This is a genomic window from Agromyces mariniharenae, from assembly GCF_008122505.1.
GTDB classification, from domain to species: domain Bacteria; phylum Actinomycetota; class Actinomycetes; order Actinomycetales; family Microbacteriaceae; genus Agromyces; species Agromyces mariniharenae.
Genome location: NZ_VSSB01000001.1, coordinates 2242563 through 2260130 on the forward strand (window position 1 = coordinate 2242563; position 17568 = coordinate 2260130).

Sequence of the window (17568 nt, forward strand, 5' to 3'; positions counted from 1 at the left end):
GCCCAGGAGAAGGATCCGCCATGCGCACCCTCATCGTCACCGAGTTCATCACCCTCGACGGCGTCGTCGACTCCCCCGGAGGCGGCGACCACCCGCGCGCGGGCTGGACCTTCAAGGAGGTCCCGTTCGTCGAGGAGGCCTACCAGATCAAGGGCACCGAGCAGGAGGAGGCCGGCGCCCTGCTCATCGGCCGGCAGAGCTACGACGAGTTCGCCCCCATCTGGCCCAAGATGGACGAGTTCGCCGAGTACAACGCCATGCCGAAGTACGTCGTGTCGACGACGCTCACCGACCCCGAGTGGAACAACACCTCGGTGCTGCGCTCGCTCGACGAGGTCGCCGCGCTCAAGGAGGGCGACGGCGAGGGCACGATCCTCGTGCACGGCAGCGCGACGCTCGCGCAGGCGCTCGCCGAGGCCGGCCTCGTCGACCGCTACCACCTGCTGCAGTTCCCCGTCACGCTCGGCGAGGGCAAGCGCCTCTTCAACGGGCGCGAGCAGGGCAAGCTCAAGCTCGTCGAGTTCGAGGCCTACTCGAACGGCGTCGTCAAGTACGTCTACGACGTCGAGCGCTGACGTCGCCGGTCGTCGCAGCGCACGGTGAGCGGATGCCGCGGGGCGACCACGCGGCATCCGCTCACGCGTGTCGCGGGGAGCGCTGGGCCGCCGGCCGAAAACCGACCGGCGTTGGCTCTTTCCAGACGCGTGAGCTATCCTCGCCTGCACCGGGGGACGTCGTCATGATCGCCATGACGGAAACGAGGAGAACATGATCTACGAAGACCGGGACCGGCTCCTGCGCGCCCTCCGGACCAACAGCGAGGGCTTCACGCGACAGCTCGAGATCGACGAGGCCGCGCGTGGCTGCGCCGAGGCGCTGCTGGCCGGCGACCTCGACTTGGCTCGGTTGCACGCCGGCCGCTACGCCGCCCTCACGCGCGAGCCAGCCGTCTTGTGACGAGTGAGCGGATGCCGCGGGGCCTGACCTCGCGGCATCCGCTCGCTAGAACTCGGTACCGAGGTTCCGAAGTTCCGAAGTTGCGGAGTTCCTACTCGAGGTTCGTGAAGATCGCGTCCTCGTAGTCCCAGCTGGGAGCGATCTGCATCGTGAGTGAGGCAGGGTCGGCCACCGACCAGGCTTCCTTCCACGACACCGACTGGCCGGGAAGGATCACCGTTGACGGCGAGGCGCCGACGTCGCCCACGGGGCTGCCGGTGTCGAAGATCTGACTGCCCTCCAGTCCGCCGGAGGAGAGCTGGGAGTAGGCCAGCGGCTCGAGGTTCGCGCTGGAGTTGTTCGTGATCGTGATCGTGAACAGGAGATTGTTCGCCTGATCTGCTCCCAGTGCCGTCTCCGTGGGCGAGTATCCCTCGGGGGCTGAGACGGTGAGCGAGACGCCGTCCTCCCACGTCATCGTGTCGCCGAATGCGAGGTTGCCGACGGCGTCAGGAACCGGATCGTCCAAAGTGTCGTCCGGGACGGCGGCTTCCTCAGCCGCCTCGGATGCTTCCGCGATCGCCCCGTCGATGTCCTCGAACGCCTCGGAGAACGAGGTCGTGACGACGGTGAGGAAGACGACGACGCCGACGATGGTGCCGACCACGGAGACGACGAGCGCCGTGATCGCCGGCCACTTCGCACCCTTCAGGAAGAACGCGACGATCGAGAGGATGAACGCGACCGGCAGCAGGATCCATCCGACGATGAGAGCGCCCGGGATGCACGCGAAGATGAAGCCGATCGCGGCGACGACGAGCGCGATGATGCCCAGCACATGCGGCTTCGTCGACGGCGCAGCGCTCGGCTGTTCGAGCGTGGCGACGGGCATGCCGGCGGCCGCGTAGTACGGCTGCGTCGGCCCGGTGTCGCCGATGGATGCCGCGTCTGCGGGTGAGGCCGACGCCTCAGCCGCGGTGGCGGGCGGCTGCGCAGAGCCCGGACCGGGTGCCGTGTGCTCCGTCCAGGCGTTCCCGTCCCAGTAGCGGAGGTTGCCGGATCCGTCGGGATACCAGCCTGCGGGCGTGCGTGCGTCAGTCATGATCTCGATGCTGGCAGAGCGCCCTTCCGCGCGAGGAGGATGATGCCGCCCCAGATCGGGGTACAGGTTCCCTCCGCAAAATCGCGTGGCGTCGTGGCGCCGGCACCGGGAACGGCAACCGTCGAGCAGGATGGGCGCGTCGGGCATTGCCGACGAGCCCCGCCCCGGGATAGGTTCGGCCCGCCGGGGAGGATCGACATGGTGACTTCGAACGACAGCGGCGACGCGGCATCCGTCGACCTCGACGAGGTGCGCGCGCTGCTCGTGAGCTATCACGACAACGCGTCGATCTCGCGGGCGAAGGTGCTGCCCGCACGGGCGCTCGCCGGGGCGGCGTCGCACGGCATCACGATCTCGAACAGCGTCGGGTTCCTGTTCTCGGTCGACGACCACCTCAACGAGACGGCCGCGCTCGATCCGATCGTCGGCGACCTGCGCGGCATCCCCGACCTCTCGGCCGTGGCGATGCTCGACCCGGCGGTCGGGCTCGCGTGGGCGCCCGCCGACCTGCACACGCTCGAGGGCACGGTGCATCCGACCTGCACGCGGTCGGCGCTGCGCCGGGTGGCAGCGGATGCCGCGGCCGCCGGCCTCGACTTCCTGGTCGGGTTCGAGCTCGAGTTCACGCTGTTCCGCGGCAGCCCCGATGAGCCCGAGCTCGCCGCGCAGGGACCGGGGTACTCCACGCGCGCGACGCTCGACGTCGAGGCGTGGATGCTCGACGTGCTCGCCGCGCTCGATACCGCGGGCGTGCCCGTGGCGCAGTTCCACCCCGAGTTCGGGCCCGGCCAGTACGAGCTCGCGCTCGCGCCGCGCGAGCCGTTGCGCGCGGTCGACGACCTCGCGCTCGCACGCGTCGTGATCCTGCGCACGGCCGCCGCGCACGGGCTGCTCGTCTCGTTCTCGCCCGTGCCGCTCGTCGGCGGCGCCACGAACGGATGCCACGTGCACCTCTCCGCGACACGCGACGGGCAGGCGCTGCTCGTCGACCCGGCGACCCGTCTCGGCGTCACGTGGGAGGGCGGGCACCTCATCGCCGGCATCCTCGACCGGCTCGAGGAGGGCGTCGCGCTCCTCGGCGGCAGCGTGCTCTCGTTCGTGCGGCTCAGTCCGCGCACCTGGGCGGGCGCCGACATCTGCTGGGGGCCGGCCAATCGCGAGGCGGCGATCCGGTACGTCACCGGGCAGACCGTCGACGTGCTCGCGCACGCGAGCCAGGCGAACCTCGAGGTGAAGCCGATGGATGCCGCGGCGAACCCGTACCTCGCCGTGGCGGCGGTCCTCGCGGCGGCCGTCGACGGCGCGCGCCGCAACGCCCGGCTGCCCGAGCCCGTCGAGATCGACCCGGGGCGCCTCACCGACGAGCAGCGTGCGGCACGCGGCATCCGTCGCCTGCCGGCCGACCTCGCCGCGGCGCTCGAGCTGCTCGACGGGAGCGCGTTCTTCCGCGAGGTGTTCGGGGACGTGCTGCTCGATGCGTATCTCGCGGTGCGGCGGCACGAGGCCGACGCCTACGGGGGACGCCCGCCGCAGAACGTGGCCGACGCCGTGCGGTGGCGGTACTGATGGCGGGCGCCGGTGCTTCCGACTCCTCCGCCGGTGCGCTCGACGAGCGTCCGGTCGTCGTGGACTTCCCGCTGCGCGGCGAGGGTTGGATGGCGGTCACGACGCCCGCCCACCGCGTGCCGAGCCACGGCACCGACATGCTCGGGCAGCGGTACGCCTACGACTTCGTGAAGGTCGACGACCGGCCGGGCGTGCACGTGCACCCGGGCGGATCGTGGCGCACCGAGACGGTCGGCGGCCGCACGCGCGAGTGCTACGCCTGGGGGCAGCCGATCCACGCGCCGTTCGACGGCGAGGTCGTGGCGGCGGTCGACGGCATGGCGGAGCGCGAGTGGATCGTGCCGACCGGCGAGATCTTCCGCATGCTCAAGAACGCCGTGACATTCACGCCCGACAAGCTGCCATCGATCATGGGGAACCACGTGCTCCTGCGGGCGGCCCTGCCGGCGCAAGTCGGCCGGGTCGGCCGGGCCGGCGGCACTGGCCCCGTCTATGCGGGCTTCGCCCATATCGCACCCGGCACCGTCGCGGTCGAGAGCGGCCAGCGCGTCGCGGCGGGGGACCTGCTCGGACACGTCGGCCACACCGGCAACTCGACGTCGCCGCACCTGCACTTCCAGCTCATGGACTCGCCCGACCTCATGACCGCGAACGGCATCCCGTGCGCGTTCCGCGCCTACGAGGTGCTGCGCGACGGCGTGTGGGAGCCGGTCGCCGACGGCGTGCCCGGGCGGCGCGAGCGGATCCGGTCGGTCACTGCTCATTCGTGAACGTCACCTCGACGTGGTCGACCGTCGGCGAGTCGAGCAGCGTGATGGCGTTGGGGTCGGCGACCGCCCACGCCTCCCGCCAGGTGACGGACTGGCCGGGCTCGAGGACGCCGCTCGGCTCCGCGCTGATCTCCTCGCCGGAGTCGAGGACGTCGTAGACGATCGAGCCGGGCTGCCCGGCCGACGTGACCTGCGAATACGTGAGGAGATTGATGGGCCCGGGGGAGCCGTTCGTGATGGTCAGCGCGAAGACCACGTTGTTCGCGCCGCCGCCCGTGGCGAACTCGGTCGGCACGTACGGTTCGGGCGGGGTGACCGTCATCGTCACGCCGTCCTCCCACGACATGGTCTGGCCGAAGGGCACGCCCGGGCTCGTCGGCGCGATCATGCCGGGGAAGTCGCCCTTGACCGGATCCTCGATCTCGTCTGGCTCGGCGGTCGACTCCGGTTCGGGCTCAACCGTCGGCTGCTGGACGTCCGAGGTGGGCACCCCGCCGCTCATCTCGTCGAGCGTCGCGGGGATCACCGACAGCGCGCCGATGGTGAAGGCGATGATCGAGGTCGCGAGGCCGATGATCGAGACGACGAGCGCGGTGACCGCGCGCCATTCCCTGCCGATGACCACGATCGCGATGATCGCGATCACCAGGCCGACCAGGAGCAGGGCGACGCCGACGAAGGCGGGGATCTCGAACGGGAGGCGGATGAGCACGAAGCCGACGAGCGCCGCGGTCAGTGCACCGATGCCGTACGCGTTGGATCTCCGGGCCTCCGACGGCGGTTCGCCTGGGGTCGCGGTCGCGGTCGCGGCCGCGGTCGCCGTCGCGATGGCCGAGGTGTGCTCCGTCCACGAGTCGCCGTCCCAGTAGCGGAGACTCCCGGCACCGTCGTCGTACCAGCCTGCAGGGGCCTTGCCCGGCTCGCCCACAGCTCGATCGTGGCACTCCGGGACGCCCCGCCGACAGTGCTCGCGTGCCCCAGATCGGGGCACAGTCACCAACGGTGACGGCGGATGCCGCGCCGGGAACGGCCGGCGCGACATCCGTCAGCGCATCACGGCACGTTCGTGAACGTCGCGTTCGCGTAGGCGAAGCTCGGCGACGCCTCCATCGTGAGCGAGGCCGGATCGGCGACCGACCACGCGACGCGCCACGACACCGAGCCGCCCGGCGGCACGATCGCGGTGGGCGGGATGCCGACGTCGTCGCCATTGCCCTCGAGGTCCTCGCCGACGTCGAAGATCTGGCTCGCCTCCTGGTCGGCCGAGGTGAGCGTCGGGAACGGCACGGGCTGCAGGTTCTCGGTCGAGTTGTTCGTGATGGTCATGGTGAAGACGACGTTGTCCGCGAGCGTCGAGCCGACCGCGAACGGGCTCGGCGTGTACGGCTCGGGCGCCGAGACGGTGAGGGCGACGCCGTCGTCCCACGTCATGGTGTCGCCGAAGGCGAGGTTCTCGACGGGTAGAGCCGGTTGCTCGGGCTCGCCGAACGGCGCGTCGTCGCCCGGCTGCGGAACGTCGGTCGCGTCGGGGATCGCCTCGTCGATCGTGTCCCACACGTCGCCGAACGAGCCGATGAGCGCGTTGACGAACACGACGATGCCGACGATCGTGGCAACGATCGAGATGATGAGGCCCGTGATCGCAGGCCACTTCGCACCGCGTGCGAACAGCCCGACGAGCGACAGCACGAACGCGACGGGCAGCAGGATCCACGCGACCCCCATCACGTCGGGGATGACGGCGAACACGAACCCCGCGATCGCGACGACGAGCGCGATGATGCCGACGACGTTCGGCGGCGGGTTCGAGGGTTCGGTGAACGGATGCTGCGCCGTCATCACCGCCGTCGGCTGCGGGGGGTACGGTGCCGCGTACTGCGCGCCGTAGTTCTCGGTCGGCGCGGTCGGGCTCGCCGTGAACGCGCTCAGGTCGGGGTCGTCGTACCGCGCCGTCGGGTCGTTCCAGCCGCTCGGCACGGTCGTCGAGTCGCCGTACCCGGATGCCGCGGGCACGCCCTCCCCGTACGCGGATCCGCCGCCCGTGGCCGCGCCAGACCCCCAGACGTACGGGATCGTCGGGCCGTCGATCGGCACGGTCGCGTCGTTGTTCCCGATCGGCGACGTCGGGGTGGCATCCGCACCGGCCGCCCCTCCGGCCCCGGCGGCCGACTCGCTCGCGCCGGGCGCGGTGTACTGGGTCCACGCCTCACCGTCCCAGTACCGCCGCCCGCCCGAGCCGTCCTCGTACCACCCGGCCGGCGCCTTCGTCGGGTCGCTCATGTCTCGATCGTGGCAGACGCCGCCGCCGTCGGTTCAGAACGTTGGCATATCGGTACCTGAGCGCCCTTGGGCACTTGGGTACGTGGGCACCGCGACCGCGGAGGTCCGGTACTTCGGAACTTCGGCCCTTCGGAACTTCGGAACTTCGGCACTTCGGAACCGCGATCACCCCCGGCAGGTCGTCGAAGTTCGGCCATGCCGGGCCTCGCGACTGCGGCGCTGGAGGTTACGCCCTACCATCGAACGTGCGCGGGTGCCCCGCCCGCCGCATACGAACCTCCAAGCCTGCACTCTCCACCCGATCCGCCGACCCGACGGACCAGCCGCCCCCTGGAGCCCGGTTGACCGCCCCCGCTGAAGACGACCACGTGTCCGGATTCGGCGCGCCCTCGGCCGCACTCGAGCGCCCGCGGGATCGATCGGCACGGCAGCAGGCCGGCGCGCATGCGCGGCGACTCGAGGTGCCGCCGGTCGAGGTGCCGCGGCATCCGATGCCCGAGCGGCGCCGCTACTTCCTGAGCTCGTTCGAGCCGAGCGGCGATTACGACTCGGTCATCGTCGCGGTGACCGATGGCTCGCGGCGCCGGTACTTCACGACCCGCGACGGCGATGCCCTCACCGAGGTCGACGAGGTGTCGTTCGAGCGCCGCCGCGAGAGCGGCACGCGTTCGCTGCTCGAGCTCGACGAACGCGAGCTCGGCGAGCTCGAGGCCGAGCTGCGGTTCGTTCGACCGGTGCGCGGGCGCGATCCGATCGCGGAGGCGGATGACGCCGACGAGGCGTACGAGCCTGCCGAGCCGGAGCTCGAGCCAGCGGCCACCGAGGAGGAGCCGGAGCTCGAATCGGAGCTGGAGCCCGAGCCGGATCCCGAGCCGGTGCCTGCGGAGCCCGAGCCGGAGCCGGTGACTGCGGAGACGACTGCCGAGGAGCAAGACTCTGATGAAGCCTGGATCGACGATCCGGCCGATGAACCCGCAGCTGCGACCTTCGAGGCCGCGGCGCACGACCCGACCGACCTGCCGACCGACGACGCCGACGAGAGGGAGACCGACGACGTGGATCCGATGACCGAGGAGTTCGAGGCGCTGATGATGGAGTCGACGACGTCGCCGTTCGCTCGGCCGGCTGCGGCGGCATCCGTCGCCAGCGGCATCGCGCGCGCGGAGCCTGCACCGACCGCGGCGCCCGCGCCGGCCCCCGAACCCGACGCCGCCCTCTCGCTGTCGGCCGCCGAGGCCATCGCGCAGGTGTCGCTCGCGAAGGGCATCGCGTTCGTCGCGCACCGCGGGCAGCTCGACCGCAGCGGCCTCCCGTACATCGACCACCCCGGGCGCATCGCCGAGCGTTTCGATCCCGTGACCGAGCCCGTCGAGGCGGCGGCCTCGTGGCTGCACGACGTGCTCGAGGACACCGCGGTCACCGAGCAGGAGCTGCTCGAGGCGGGCGTGCTGCCCGAGATCGTCGTCGTGGTGCAGCTGCTGACGCGCCGGCCCGAGGTCTCGCCCGACGAGTACTACGCGCGCATCCGTCGCGACCCGATCGCGCTGCGCGTGAAGCTCGCTGACATCGACGACAACACCGCGCCGTGGCGCCTGCGCCGCCTCGACTACGACATGCAGCAGCGCCTCGCCGAGAAGTACCGGTACGCGCGCCACGCGCTCGGCGTCGAGTAGCGCCCGCGCTGCGTCCGGGCGCCGCGCCTGCCCCGCGTCATCCGCCCGACGTGTGCTCGTCGATCAGCTCCTGCGCGTAGTCGGGCACGATGTTCGACCAGTCGCGCGGTGGCCGCTCGTACCCGCCGGGCGCCGGACGCGGCGGGATTACGATCGGTTCGGGCTCGACGCGCTCGTAGGGGATCTTCGACAGCAGGTGGTGCATCATGTTGATGCGCGAGCGCCGCTTGTCGTCGCTGCGCACCTCGTACCAGGGCGCCTCGGCGATGTCCGTGTGGATGAACATGTTGTCCTTGGCGCGCGAGTAGTCCTCCCACTTCGTGATGGACAGCACGTCGTTCGGGCTGAGTTTCCAACGCCGCATCGGGTCGTCGAGGCGCGACCGGAACCGCTCCTCCTGCACGACGTCGGACACGCTGAACCAGTACTTCAGCAGGATGATGCCGTCCTCGACGAGCAGTCGCTCGAAGATCGGTGCCTGGTGCAGGAACCGGTGGTACTCCTCGTTCGTGCAGTAGCCCATGACGCGCTCGACGCCGGCCCGGTTGTACCAGGAGCGGTCCATGAGCACGATCTCGCCGCCCGCCGGGAGGTGCGGCACGTACCGCTGGAAGTACCAGCGCGTCTTGTCGCGCGCGCTCGGCGTCGGCAGCGCCACGATCCGCGTGACGCGCGGGTTCATGTACTCGGACACGCGCTTGATCGTGGAGCCTTTGCCCGCGGCATCCCGCCCCTCGAAGATCACTACGACGCGGGCGCCCGACTGCTGCACCCATGCCTGCATGTCGACGAGCTTCGCCTGCAACGAGATGAGCTCACGCTCGTACAGCGCCTTCGGCATCTTCGTGGTCATCGGGCACCCCCTCGCGATCGAAGCCTACGGCGTCGGCCCTTCCCCGCGGCAGGCCCGAACTGGTAGCCATGAGCAATGGCCACCAACCTCACGGGCCCGGTGCCCGAGCCGAGTGCCCCGCTCATCCGAGGCGAATCGGCGACGGATGCCGCGCGCCGCGTGCTCGCCGCGATCACCTACGTCACGCTCGCCACTGCCGACGCCGCCGGCCAACCGTGGGCGACGCCCGTGTGGTTCGCCGAGCGCGACCTGCGCGAATTCATCTGGGTGTCGCGATTCGAGACGCGGCACTCGCGCAACATCGCCGAGCGTCCGGAGGTGGGGCTGGCGATCTTCGACTCGACGGTTCCGGTCGGCAGCGCGATCGCGGTCTACGTCGAGGCCACGGCCGAGGAGGTCGCCGAGGGCGACCTGTCCGAGGCGCTCGAGGTGTTCAACGAGCGCTCCGTCGCGCAGGGCCTGCGGGCCTGGCGCTCCTCCGACGTGAGCGGGTTCGCCCCGCACCGCATCTACCGCGCCACCGCGTCGCAGGCGTGGGTGCTCGACGAGGAGGAGCACCGGATCCCGCTCCTGTAGCGGCGTCACGTTCGTGGCATCCGCTCGATTCAGGTCGTGACGGATGCCGCGGCATCCGTCACCCGGCGCTTCTCGCGCACGTACACCTCGCGCCGCACGCGCGCGACGACGTCGCCGTCGCGGTCGGTGATCGACGTCTCGAACCACTCGAGCACCTTCGCGCCGCCGCGGGCGCGCTCGCGCAGCTCGTCGATGTTCGCGCGCGGCACATCGAAGTGCGCGGTGAGCACGCCGCGTCCGGGCTTCAGGAACTCGATCTCGCCGCGCGTGTCCCACACGACGTAGTCGCGGCCGATCTGGTGCCGCACGAGCATGAAGTAATACGGGTCGGTCATCGCCGACATCGAGCCGCCGAACGCCGTCTTCACGTAATTGCGCGTGAAGACGTTGACGTGCAGCTCGACGGTCGCGCGGGTCCAGTCCTTCGAGAACCCCTTCACCCGGATGCCGCTGAAGAGGTTCGGGATCCACAGGCTCATGCCGATCGCCAGGCGTCGTGGTGTCATGCGCATCCCTCGATTGTTCACCCTTGGAGCCAGCGCACGAGCACGGCGATGAACTCGTCGGATGCCGCGGCGTGCACGCTGTGCCCGACCGGGATCTCGAACGCCTGCGCCTCGGGAGAGTTCCCCTCGGCAAGGCGCGGAACTTCGGAACTTCGGAACTTCGGAACCTGGGAACTTGGGCACTTGGGTACTTGGGCACTTCGGCACCGCGTCGGGCCGCGGCCTGCACGCAGGGGAGCGTGCGGCTCGTGGCCGCCGGCTACGTGTTCGGCCGTGCCTGGCGGGCGGCGCGCCACAGCTCGGTCAGGCGCTCGATGAGTGCCGGCGACCGATCGTTGCGTGCAGACAGGAGTCGCGTCGAACGAGGGACGAGCTCGAGCGCCCCGAGCACCGCGCCGGTGCTGGTGTCGAGCACGAGACCCCTCACCTCCTTGTACTGGAGCTGGTACATGGCGGCCCGGATCCCCGAGACGGTGTGCCAGTCGATCCACCAGAACCTGACGGGTTTCGAAGCCGAGCCGTTCCACATGCTCAGGCCCTCGGCGTCGGAGACGACGGTAAAGAGGTGCGGGGTGCGCCCGGTCACGGCGGGCGCCGTGTACTGGTCGGGATCCGACCTGAGCCGCCGCTTGAGCGCGGCGGTCATCTCCGCGCCGAAGACGAGCGCACCCGGATGATCGCGGGCGAGGCGCCGGTCGCGGGCATCCGCCCACCAGTTGTAGACGGCGATGACGATGAACGCCGCCGCGGCGGCTCCGACGTAGACGGGTGCGGCCTCGAGGATGCCGCGCCACTCCTCTCCGCCGAGCCCGAACACCCGGGCGAGCACGAGCGCCAGCGTGATGAGGGCCAGCACGATCGCCGGGATCAGACCCTTCGGTGCTCGATTTCCCACGCCGCCGCCTCCTCTCCGACGAACCTAGCGTCACCTCGAAGCGAGCGCTGATCGCGGCAGGGCGCGCGTGAACAGGGGCTTCAGCCCCGCGGCATCCGAAGCGTACGCTCGACCCTGTGACGAATCCGAAGCCCAGCTCAGCTCCCGTCCCAGTCGACGACACCACCCGCGCCGCCATCCTCAACGCCGAGGTCGCCCGCTACGCGAACCAGGGCTGGACCGTCAGCTCGGTCTCGTCCGGCCAGGGCGTGCTGCAGCGCAAGAAGCGCATCGGCTGGTTCTGGAACCTCCTGCTCGTGCTCATCACCGCGGGCCTCTGGCTCATCGTGATCATCATCCGCGTCGTCAACCGCAAGATCGAGACGAAGATCATCCGGGTCGACGCGTACGGGCGCGTGTCGGTGACCTGAGCGCTCGGCGTCCTGCTCGCTGCGCTCAGGTCGCGGTGCGCAGCCAGCGCTCGACCACCTCGATGAACCGGTCGGATGCCGCGCGAGCGACCAGTCGGCTGCGCGCGTTCGCGGCGAAGTGCTTGACGCGCAGCAATGCCGGCGCTCAGCCTGCGCGAAGCGCCTCCCATCGATCGATGAGGATCGGAATCGCCGTGCGAACCCAGAACGCCGGAGCCACCACGCCATCGCTCATGCCGCTGCCGATCGCGAACTCGGGCATGTGGAACGGTTCCGCACTCTCGAGAAGCCGATGCCCCGTGATGCGCTCGAACTCCCGCTCCACCGTGCTGCGAACGTCCCAGAACCTCCCCGGGAGGGGGTGACCCTCGAGGGCGTGCGCCATCGCGCGCCACAGCGGCGGGTCCCCGCGCATACCCCACTGGGTGAGCGGCCGCTCGAAGAGGGTCGAGAAGTCGGGTTCTGCCATCACCCCTCGCCTCCGATGTCGAGGTCGACTCCGAGCATGGCAGCTGGCCGCGGTCGCGGTCAGCCCCAGTCGGCGGGTGTGCCCTATCCGACGGCGACCAGCGTCGAGGTGGCCGCCGACCACAGGGTGAAGGCGGTGAGCGGGATGGCCGCGATGAGAACGGCCGCCCAGGCCTGCCGCCGCCGTCGTGCGCGCCCGACGGCGACATGCAGGCGGTCGAAGGCCGCGTGGTCGACGGCGTCGGCCTCCGGTATCCGCTGCCACGCCGCCGGGTGCGCTGCGACCGCGGCGACGCGCTGCACCTGCTCGGGTGTCAGGGTCACCGGATGCCGCTGCAGCCAGCGAACCAGCTGATGGTCGTGCAGCACAACGACATCGTATGGGCGCTCGCGCACCGTCATCCGTCGGGCTCCGACGACCGCGACTACCGGAGTAACCTCGACGAGGGCGCGAGCGGCCACCGACAGCAGCTTCGATGTACGCCTCGCCTCGAACGCGGCGTTGCGCAGGTGGTCGGTGCGCTGCCCGTTCACCATGATGCGCTTCGCGCCCACCCACACGTGCTGCCCGCGGTGGTGCTTGGTGTTGATCGTGAACACCCCGGCCGGTCCGATCACGACGTGGTCGAGGTCGCTCGCGCCGGCGCCGATCGGCACCGAGTGCAGCACGTACCAGCCCGGCCCGAGCGCTTCGAGCCGCCGGGCGACCTCGAGCTCCCCGAGCGCGCCGACGTACCAGGGCTCGGCCTCGCGGCCGAGTGGCGAGACGCCGAACAGGCGCTGCGCCGCGCTGTTGGGCCGCACGGTCGCCTGCACGCGCAGGCACTCGGCGATGACGGATGCCGCAGGGCGCCGCAGCCCGAGTGAGTGGGAGACGGTGGGCTCGTTCGTCATGGGGCGCGGGTCTCGGTTCGTTCGGCGGTAGGGTCGCTCGATCCTCCCAGCGACCCGATCCCCGAGGGAGTCCCACAACGTGGGGTTGCCGTGCCGGTGTTCTCGTCGCGAACGTCCGGAACTTCGGAACTTCGGAACTTCGGAACTTCGGAACTTGGGCACTTGGGCACCTGGGCACTTGGGCACCTCGGCGAGTTCGGGAAAGTCCTACGCGATGTGTCGATCTCCCCCATCCCCGTTCGACGCATGAGTAGAAGCATCCGTTCGAGGCATCCGCTTCGAGCAGGAACCGAAGCTCACGAAGAGCGGCACAAGGAGACGACATCATGTCAACACCCCGGGCACTCCGGCCCCTCCGCAACCCGGCCTACCGCTGGCTCGCCGCGGCGCTCGTGGCGTCGATGATCGGCGCCGGCATCTGGATGGTCGCGCTCGTCTGGCAGATCGTGGCGATCGGCGGCGGCGCGGCCGAGCTCTCGCTCGTCGCCGGGGCATCCGCGGTGGGCATGCTGTTGACCACGCTGCTCGGCGGTGCGCTCGCCGACCGGATGTCGCAGCGGCGCATCCTGCTCGTCGTCGAGGTCGTGCGGGCCGCCAGCGTCGGCATCGTCGCGCTGCTGTCGCTCGCCGGCGCCCTCGAGGCGTGGCAGCTCGCAGCGGTCGCGTTCGTGGGCGGCGTCATGGCCGGCCTCTACTACCCGGCGTACTCGGCGCTGCTGCCGAGCGTGCTGCCCGAGGACCAGCTCATGGCCGCGAACGGCTTCGAGGGCATGGCGCGTCCGGTGCTCATGCAGGCCGGCGGGCCGGCGCTCGCGAGCGCGCTCATCGCGATCTCGTCTCCGGGTGCCGCGCTCGCCGTGGCCGCGCTCACCAGCGTTGCGGCCGTGGTGTTCATCCTGAAGGTGCCCGAGACGCCGCTGCGCGGCGAGCGCCCGGAGCTCGAGCAGGCGAACGCCGACGCGGACGCGATCGCGGGCAACACCACCCCGCGGCATCCGGCCGTCGCCCTGCTCGTCGACGTGGCCGCCGGATTCCGCTACATGGTGCGCACCCCGTGGCTGCTCGGCACGCTGACCTTCGCGTCGCTGCTGATCTTCCTGATCATGGGGCCGTTCGAGGTGCTCGTGCCGTTCGTGATCAAGGACCGCGCCGCCGGCGGCCCCGACGACCACGCGCTGATCCTGGCCGCGTTCGGCATCGGCGGTGCGGTCGGCTCCGCGATCATCGCCTCGCTCCGGATGCCGCGTCGCTACCTCACCGTGATGAATCTGCTCTGGGCGTTCGGATGCCTCCCGCTGGCGGTCTTCGGCCTCACCGACCAGATCTGGGTCATGGCGATCGCAGCGTTCCTCGTCGGCGCGGCCTTCAACGGCGGCGTGGTGATCTGGGGCACGCTGCTGCAGCGCCGCGTCCCGCCGGAGATGCTCGGCCGCGTCTCGAGCCTCGACTTCTTCGTCTCGCTCGCGTTCATGCCCGTCTCGATGGCCGTCGCCGGCCCGGCGGGGGAGTCGCTGGGGCTGTCGATCGTGTTCCTCATCGCGGGCATCGCGCCGCTGGTGATCGGGGTCGTCGCGATCATCGCCGCACGGATGACGCGGGACGAGATCGCGAACCCGATCGACTCGGGCGACGTGAGCGACGAGACCGGCGAGCCCGACGCGGACACCGAGACCGCGGCGCTCGCCGACGTCCGCGACGCTGACCTGGTTCCGGCCGCGGCGTAGCCGCAACGGCGCCGAACCCCGCAACCGGCCAGGTTGCGGGGTTCGTCGTGTCGGCGCTGCAGGGTCACCCCGCGAGCCGGGCGACCAGGGCCTCGGCGAGCGCCATGGCTGTCGACTCGTCGTTGGCGGTCACGTTGTACCAGTCGCGACCGACCGCGAGGTCGACGGCGCAGGTCGTGCCGTACCGGTCGTCGCAACGAACGGATGCCGCATCCCCAGCCGCGAGGCCGTCGAGCTGGATCGGCGTCGACGTGCCGGCTTGGAGCATCCGCAGGTACGCCCAGCGCCCCTCGTGGAGCCAGTCCACCCTCGCGACCCGGCTGAGGTCGTCGACGCCCCAGCCGCAGCCCCAGGCATCAGCGATGAGCCGGGCCTCGGCCCACTCGCTCCAGCCTCCGGCGCCGAGCATCGCCTGCGCGTCGGGCGTGGCCGTGATCGTGCGCACTTCGTCCAGCGGGATGATCGCCTCGCAGTCCTCGGACACGGGCATCGCGGTGCGCTCGGGAATGGTCGGCGGGGCCGCCGGCCCGGCGGCGGCCACCGAGGCGACGACGGCGTCGACGAGCGACGACCAGCCCGAGGCATCCGTGACCAGATCGCCGGCGGATGCCGCGACGGTGACCCAGGCGTCGCCGACGGGCACGCTCGCCCAGCACCACGTGTCGCCGCACTCGCGCTCGTCAGCGGGCATCCCGTGCTGCGTGGCGACCTCGCTCCAGCCCTCGACGGGCCGTGGGACGACCGAGATCGTGACGCCGACGTAGTCGGGCTCGGTGCCGTACTGGTCGTTCATGGCCACGCCGTTCGACCACTCGCACACGGTGCCGCCGACGGCGAGGATCGCGGCGCGCCTCGGGATCGCGATGCCGACGCCCGACTCGGAGAGGATCGGATCCACCGCGGCGACGTCGGTCGAGAACAGGTTCGAAACACGGCTCGGATCGACGAGGGTGGCGCAGTCCAGGCCGTACCGCGATGCGGGCTGGCCGGCGGTCACCGCGTACTCGCTCGGCGCCGGTGCGCTCGGAGGCGCGGTCGCGGCATCCGTCGTGGTAGTCGGGTCTTCCTGCGGCCCGGTGAACATGCCGAGCGCGAAGGCGGCACCCGCCCCGACGCCGAAGAGCGCGGCGACGCCGAGCCCCAGCCCGAGGATGCGGTGCGTCGACATCCGCCTCGCGGGCGCCGGTTCCTGCGCGACCCGCTCGAGCACGTTGCGCTTCATCGACACGAGGAGGCGCGCCAGCTCATCTCCAGTGGGAGGTTCAGACTTCATCGAGGGTCACCGCCTTCTTCAATCGGGCCCGACTCCGGGACACGCGCTGCTTGACCGCGCCGACGCTGAGGCCGAGCTGCTCGGCCGCCTCGGCGTAGGTGAGGCCGTCGACCAGGCAGAGCTCGCACACCTGCCGGTCGATCGGCTCGAGTCGTTCGATCTCGTCGAGGACCCAGCGCAGGTCCTCCCGCGCCATCTCCGCGTCCTGGTGCTCGCGGAGGGCGTCAGCGCGGTAGGCGTCGTCGTCGAACAGGTCGGCCCGATCGCGGGCCGCTCGCCTGACGGCGTTCATGCCGAAGTTGCGGCACGTGACGAGGAGCCATGGGAGCAGGGACGTCTCGGCGATGACGATCTCGGCCGCCTTGCGCCAGGCCGTGAGGAACGTGTCTTGCACGATCTCCTCGACGTCCATCCGGCTCGGCGCGATCGCCCACGCGTAGCGCGTGACCGCCGGGGCATGCCGGTCGAACACGACCGCCATCGCCTGCTGGTCGCCGCTTGCCAAGCGCTCCAGGAGCTCGGCGTCCGTGCCGCTGCTCTCCATCACGTGCACCCCCCTTCACTCTAGGAATGTCGAGAGATGAGCAAAGGTCACAAAGTGGGATCAAGTTGGCACGCCAAGCCCCCGTTCCTACCGAACCGACAGGGATCGCCGACGGCTCCGCCGCAGCACCGCAACCGTCGCCACCGCCGCGAGTCCCGCCACGGCAGCGAAGACCGCCAGCGTCTCACCATCGGGGCGCACGATGCTCTGCCCCCGAAGCGCCTGCCAGGTGACGAGCAGCACGACCGCGGTGTAGCTCGCCCCCGCCACGTTCAGCAGCCGCGCGCGGGTCGTCGCGTCCAGGCGCGTCCATCGCAGCAGCGCCCAGGCGAGCAGCGGCAGCACCTGCAGGGCGTGCAGTCCGATGAAGTGCCCCACGCGCAGGTCGCCGTGCTCGAGGCTCCAGCCGGTGATCGGCATTCCGGCGCCGCCGTCCGCCGCTCCGACGGTGTGTCCGCCGGAGTCGTTCCATTCCTTGTTGAAGATCATCGTGACCGCCGCGAGCATGCCGAGCACGCAGATGCCGATCCCCCAGCGGAGCCCGGCTGCCAGTCCGGGGTCGAGCCCTCGCTGTCGCAGGGCAAGCACGCCGGCGGCGATGGTCGCGATCAGCACGAGCGACACGATGCCGCCCATGGCGTACCAGACCGCGGCATCCAGGTCACTGGATTCGTTGTAGTGGCTGGCCGTGCCGCGGAAGACCTGCAGCTCGACGAGCGCGATCTCGGCGACGAGGGCGACCGCGATGACCGTGCTGAGCACCGCCAGCAGCCGAGCGTGGCCCCGAACGTGCGAAAGGACCCAGCGCAGCGTCAGCAGGTAGACCGCGATCGAGAACGAGAACTTGGCGGGCTTCATCCAGGCGGGAGCCCCCGTGATCACGGTCGGGTCGACGATGAGGCCGACGACCGCGATCGCGAACGCGACGGCGCTGAGGCCGGCGCCGACCGCGAGCACGGCGCCCGCTGCCGATGCGCGTGAGGAGGAACGGGGAAGCGTTGAGGTTGGGATCGAGGTGGTCATGCCCCGATGCTGCGCTCGCGGCATCCGGCCGTCATCGCACCGTGGAACGCCTCGATCTCGTACCACGGGACGAGG

At 70.8% G+C, this 17568-nt stretch carries 19 protein-coding genes; 8 read left to right on the top strand and 11 right to left on the bottom strand.

Annotated features, from left to right (window positions below; translation table 11 throughout):
- Positions 1 to 20: 20 nt before the first annotated feature.
- Together FYC51_RS10365 and FYC51_RS10370 are read left to right on the top strand one after the other, a co-directional pair.
- Positions 21 to 575 carry a dihydrofolate reductase family protein gene (locus FYC51_RS10365; protein ID WP_148733462.1) on the top strand — a complete coding sequence of 185 codons (555 nt, stop codon included), beginning with the start codon at positions 21 to 23 and terminating at the stop codon, positions 573 to 575.
- Positions 576 to 768: 193 nt separating this feature from the next.
- Positions 769 to 957: a hypothetical protein gene (locus tag FYC51_RS10370; RefSeq protein WP_148733463.1), complete on the top strand. Its 189-nt coding sequence runs from the start codon at positions 769 to 771 to the stop codon at positions 955 to 957.
- Between the two features lie 91 nt (positions 958 to 1048).
- Here FYC51_RS10370 and FYC51_RS19575 read toward each other — a convergent pair whose 3' ends face one another.
- Positions 1049 to 2038 carry a DUF2510 domain-containing protein gene (locus FYC51_RS19575; RefSeq protein WP_238476294.1) on the bottom strand — a complete coding sequence of 330 codons (990 nt, stop codon included), beginning with the start codon at positions 2036 to 2038 and terminating at the stop codon, positions 1049 to 1051.
- A gap of 198 nt (positions 2039 to 2236) precedes the next feature.
- Between FYC51_RS19575 and FYC51_RS10385 the strand changes: the two genes are divergently transcribed.
- Positions 2237 to 3604, top strand: coding sequence for a type I glutamate--ammonia ligase (locus tag FYC51_RS10385; RefSeq protein ID WP_187432578.1), 1368 nt, complete (start codon positions 2237 to 2239; stop codon positions 3602 to 3604).
- Positions 3604 to 4374: a M23 family metallopeptidase gene (locus FYC51_RS10390; RefSeq protein WP_148733465.1), complete on the top strand. Its 771-nt coding sequence runs from the start codon at positions 3604 to 3606 to the stop codon at positions 4372 to 4374. The genes FYC51_RS10385 and FYC51_RS10390 overlap by 1 nt, the downstream gene beginning before the upstream one ends.
- Here FYC51_RS10390 and FYC51_RS10395 read toward each other — a convergent pair.
- Together FYC51_RS10395 and FYC51_RS10400 are read right to left on the bottom strand one after the other, a co-directional pair.
- Entirely contained in the window at positions 4358 to 5302 is a 945-nt protein-coding gene (locus FYC51_RS10395; protein ID WP_238476295.1) for a DUF2510 domain-containing protein, read from the bottom strand. The two genes, FYC51_RS10390 and FYC51_RS10395, sit on opposite strands and share 17 nt — an antisense overlap.
- A gap of 125 nt (positions 5303 to 5427) precedes the next feature.
- Positions 5428 to 6654: a DUF2510 domain-containing protein gene (locus FYC51_RS10400; protein WP_148733467.1), complete on the bottom strand. Its 1227-nt coding sequence runs from the start codon at positions 6652 to 6654 to the stop codon at positions 5428 to 5430.
- Positions 6655 to 7022: 368 nt separating this feature from the next.
- On the opposite strand from FYC51_RS10400, the gene FYC51_RS19580 reads away from it, so the two are divergent.
- Entirely contained in the window at positions 7023 to 8327 is a 1305-nt protein-coding gene (locus tag FYC51_RS19580; RefSeq protein WP_238476296.1) for a hypothetical protein, read from the top strand.
- Between the two features lie 37 nt (positions 8328 to 8364).
- Here FYC51_RS19580 and ppk2 read toward each other — a convergent pair whose 3' ends face one another.
- Complete coding sequence (gene ppk2 / locus FYC51_RS10415) at positions 8365 to 9180, bottom strand: polyphosphate kinase 2 (protein ID WP_238476297.1); 816 nt, start codon at positions 9178 to 9180, stop codon at positions 8365 to 8367.
- Between the two features lie 75 nt (positions 9181 to 9255).
- Between ppk2 and FYC51_RS10420 the strand changes: the two genes are divergently transcribed.
- Positions 9256 to 9756 carry a pyridoxamine 5'-phosphate oxidase family protein gene (locus tag FYC51_RS10420; RefSeq protein ID WP_148733469.1) on the top strand — a complete coding sequence of 167 codons (501 nt, stop codon included), beginning with the start codon at positions 9256 to 9258 and terminating at the stop codon, positions 9754 to 9756.
- Positions 9757 to 9785: 29 nt separating this feature from the next.
- Here the strand turns inward: FYC51_RS10420 and FYC51_RS10425 are convergent, their stop codons facing one another.
- Together FYC51_RS10425 and FYC51_RS10435 are read right to left on the bottom strand one after the other, a co-directional pair.
- A complete protein-coding gene (locus tag FYC51_RS10425; RefSeq protein ID WP_238476298.1) occupies positions 9786 to 10262 on the bottom strand; it encodes a DUF4442 domain-containing protein in 477 nt (158 codons plus the stop codon).
- Positions 10263 to 10521: 259 nt separating this feature from the next.
- On the bottom strand, positions 10522 to 11157 hold the full coding sequence (locus tag FYC51_RS10435) for a hypothetical protein (RefSeq protein ID WP_148733472.1): 636 nt from the start codon (positions 11155 to 11157) through the stop codon (positions 10522 to 10524).
- 116 nt (positions 11158 to 11273) lie between these two features.
- Between FYC51_RS10435 and FYC51_RS10440 the strand changes: the two genes are divergently transcribed.
- Positions 11274 to 11567, top strand: coding sequence for a hypothetical protein (locus FYC51_RS10440; RefSeq protein ID WP_148733473.1), 294 nt, complete (start codon positions 11274 to 11276; stop codon positions 11565 to 11567).
- Positions 11568 to 11712: 145 nt separating this feature from the next.
- Here the strand turns inward: FYC51_RS10440 and FYC51_RS10445 are convergent, their stop codons facing one another.
- The gene (locus tag FYC51_RS10445; protein ID WP_148733474.1) at positions 11713 to 12036 is read right to left on the bottom strand and encodes a MobA protein; all 324 of its coding nucleotides are present in this window, start codon (positions 12034 to 12036) and stop codon (positions 11713 to 11715) included.
- An 83-nt stretch (positions 12037 to 12119) separates the two neighbouring features.
- Positions 12120 to 12929: a nuclease-related domain-containing protein gene (locus FYC51_RS19245; RefSeq protein ID WP_187432579.1), complete on the bottom strand. Its 810-nt coding sequence runs from the start codon at positions 12927 to 12929 to the stop codon at positions 12120 to 12122.
- Between the two features lie 326 nt (positions 12930 to 13255).
- On the opposite strand from FYC51_RS19245, the gene FYC51_RS10460 reads away from it, so the two are divergent.
- The gene (locus FYC51_RS10460; protein ID WP_222863233.1) at positions 13256 to 14653 is read left to right on the top strand and encodes an MFS transporter; all 1398 of its coding nucleotides are present in this window, start codon (positions 13256 to 13258) and stop codon (positions 14651 to 14653) included.
- Positions 14654 to 14717: 64 nt separating this feature from the next.
- Here FYC51_RS10460 and FYC51_RS10465 read toward each other — a convergent pair whose 3' ends face one another.
- The 3 genes from FYC51_RS10465 to FYC51_RS10475 all read right to left on the bottom strand — a co-directional run bounded on the left by FYC51_RS10465 (position 14718) and on the right by FYC51_RS10475 (position 17493).
- Complete coding sequence (locus tag FYC51_RS10465) at positions 14718 to 15926, bottom strand: hypothetical protein (RefSeq protein WP_148733476.1); 1209 nt, start codon at positions 15924 to 15926, stop codon at positions 14718 to 14720.
- On the bottom strand, positions 15916 to 16470 hold the full coding sequence (locus FYC51_RS10470; RefSeq protein ID WP_148734251.1) for an RNA polymerase sigma factor: 555 nt from the start codon (positions 16468 to 16470) through the stop codon (positions 15916 to 15918). The genes FYC51_RS10465 and FYC51_RS10470 overlap by 11 nt, the downstream gene beginning before the upstream one ends.
- A gap of 87 nt (positions 16471 to 16557) precedes the next feature.
- A complete protein-coding gene (locus FYC51_RS10475; protein ID WP_187432580.1) occupies positions 16558 to 17493 on the bottom strand; it encodes a hypothetical protein in 936 nt (311 codons plus the stop codon).
- Between the last annotated feature and the right edge of the window lie 75 nt (positions 17494 to 17568).

What these genes read in the sequence shown, in the direction of transcription:
- FYC51_RS10470 (WP_148734251.1), bottom strand. Translation starts at nt 16,470, where the DNA reads ATGGAGAGCAGCGGCACGGACGCCGAGCTCCTGGAGCGCTTGGCAAGC.
- FYC51_RS19575 (WP_238476294.1), bottom strand. Translation starts at nt 2,038, where the DNA reads ATGACTGACGCACGCACGCCCGCAGGCTGGTATCCCGACGGATCCGGC.
- FYC51_RS10385 (WP_187432578.1), top strand. Translation starts at nt 2,237, where the DNA reads ATGGTGACTTCGAACGACAGCGGCGACGCGGCATCCGTCGACCTCGAC.
- FYC51_RS10365 (WP_148733462.1), top strand. Translation starts at nt 21, where the DNA reads ATGCGCACCCTCATCGTCACCGAGTTCATCACCCTCGACGGCGTCGTC.
- FYC51_RS10425 (WP_238476298.1), bottom strand. Translation starts at nt 10,262, where the DNA reads ATGACACCACGACGCCTGGCGATCGGCATGAGCCTGTGGATCCCGAAC.
- FYC51_RS10460 (WP_222863233.1), top strand. Translation starts at nt 13,256, where the DNA reads ATGTCAACACCCCGGGCACTCCGGCCCCTCCGCAACCCGGCCTACCGC.
- FYC51_RS10475 (WP_187432580.1), bottom strand. Translation starts at nt 17,493, where the DNA reads ATGACCACCTCGATCCCAACCTCAACGCTTCCCCGTTCCTCCTCACGC.
- FYC51_RS10370 (WP_148733463.1), top strand. Translation starts at nt 769, where the DNA reads ATGATCTACGAAGACCGGGACCGGCTCCTGCGCGCCCTCCGGACCAAC.
- FYC51_RS10400 (WP_148733467.1), bottom strand. Translation starts at nt 6,654, where the DNA reads ATGAGCGACCCGACGAAGGCGCCGGCCGGGTGGTACGAGGACGGCTCG.
- FYC51_RS10465 (WP_148733476.1), bottom strand. Translation starts at nt 15,926, where the DNA reads ATGAAGTCTGAACCTCCCACTGGAGATGAGCTGGCGCGCCTCCTCGTG.
- FYC51_RS10445 (WP_148733474.1), bottom strand. Translation starts at nt 12,036, where the DNA reads ATGGCAGAACCCGACTTCTCGACCCTCTTCGAGCGGCCGCTCACCCAG.
- FYC51_RS10420 (WP_148733469.1), top strand. Translation starts at nt 9,256, where the DNA reads ATGGCCACCAACCTCACGGGCCCGGTGCCCGAGCCGAGTGCCCCGCTC.
- ppk2 (WP_238476297.1), bottom strand. Translation starts at nt 9,180, where the DNA reads ATGACCACGAAGATGCCGAAGGCGCTGTACGAGCGTGAGCTCATCTCG.
- FYC51_RS19245 (WP_187432579.1), bottom strand. Translation starts at nt 12,929, where the DNA reads ATGACGAACGAGCCCACCGTCTCCCACTCACTCGGGCTGCGGCGCCCT.
- FYC51_RS10390 (WP_148733465.1), top strand. Translation starts at nt 3,604, where the DNA reads ATGGCGGGCGCCGGTGCTTCCGACTCCTCCGCCGGTGCGCTCGACGAG.